Source organism: Asticcacaulis sp. P4_H10 (genome assembly GCF_056400965.1).
Genome location: NZ_JBFUKH010000019.1, coordinates 1 through 722 on the forward strand (window position 1 = coordinate 1; position 722 = coordinate 722).

Below are 722 nucleotides of genomic sequence, written 5' to 3' on the forward strand. Positions count from 1 at the left end.
TGTAGCCGTCATAGCCGTAGATCGTGTCGGCGCCGTCACCGCCCGACAGGCTAACCGCACGATAGGTGCCGTCATAGGCGTAGCCGTACTTCTGCAGGCGGTCATTGCCTGCGCCGCCGTCCTGCCACTGACCGTAAAGGGTGTCGTTGCCATCGCCGCCGATCAGCGTATTGATCGATTCAGAGTCCTCGATGTAATCGTTGCCGTCACCGCCGACCAGGCTGTCCGAACCGGCATTGCCGTAAAGAGCGTCGTCGCCCGTGCCGCCTGTGAGCGTATCATTACCGGCATTGCCACTGATCGTGTCGTTCTCGGTGCCGCCATCGATCGTATCGTCGCCCGCGCCACCCGACAGGGCGTCCGCGCCCGCGCCACCCAGGACCGTGTCATTGTCTGCACCGGCATCAACCGTATCGTTGCCGGCGCCAGCGATGACGGAGTCCGTCCCTGCGCCAGCTGCGACAACGTCCCCACCTTCACCGGCATCCAGCGTGTCATTACCTTCGCCACCATCGATCTGGTCGCCACCGCCAAGACCCGCGATCGAGTCATTGCCGCCCAGCGCGCTCAACTGGTCGCTCTGCTCCGAACCCGTCAGGGTCTCATTGCCCGCCGTACCCGTCTGGACCGTGCCCGTATTGAACTCAGTCGGCGTAAATTCGACGCCATTGAAGTTCAGGACTTCGACACCGGTCAGCAGGTCCGCGCCTTCCGGCGACCCC

General features: G+C 63.7%; 1 protein-coding gene. It reads right to left on the minus strand.

Annotation, left to right across the window (positions count from 1 at the left end):
- A partial coding sequence (locus AC1DON_RS21810) for a calcium-binding protein (protein ID WP_476936935.1) occupies window positions 1–722 on the minus strand: 722 nt, incomplete at both ends.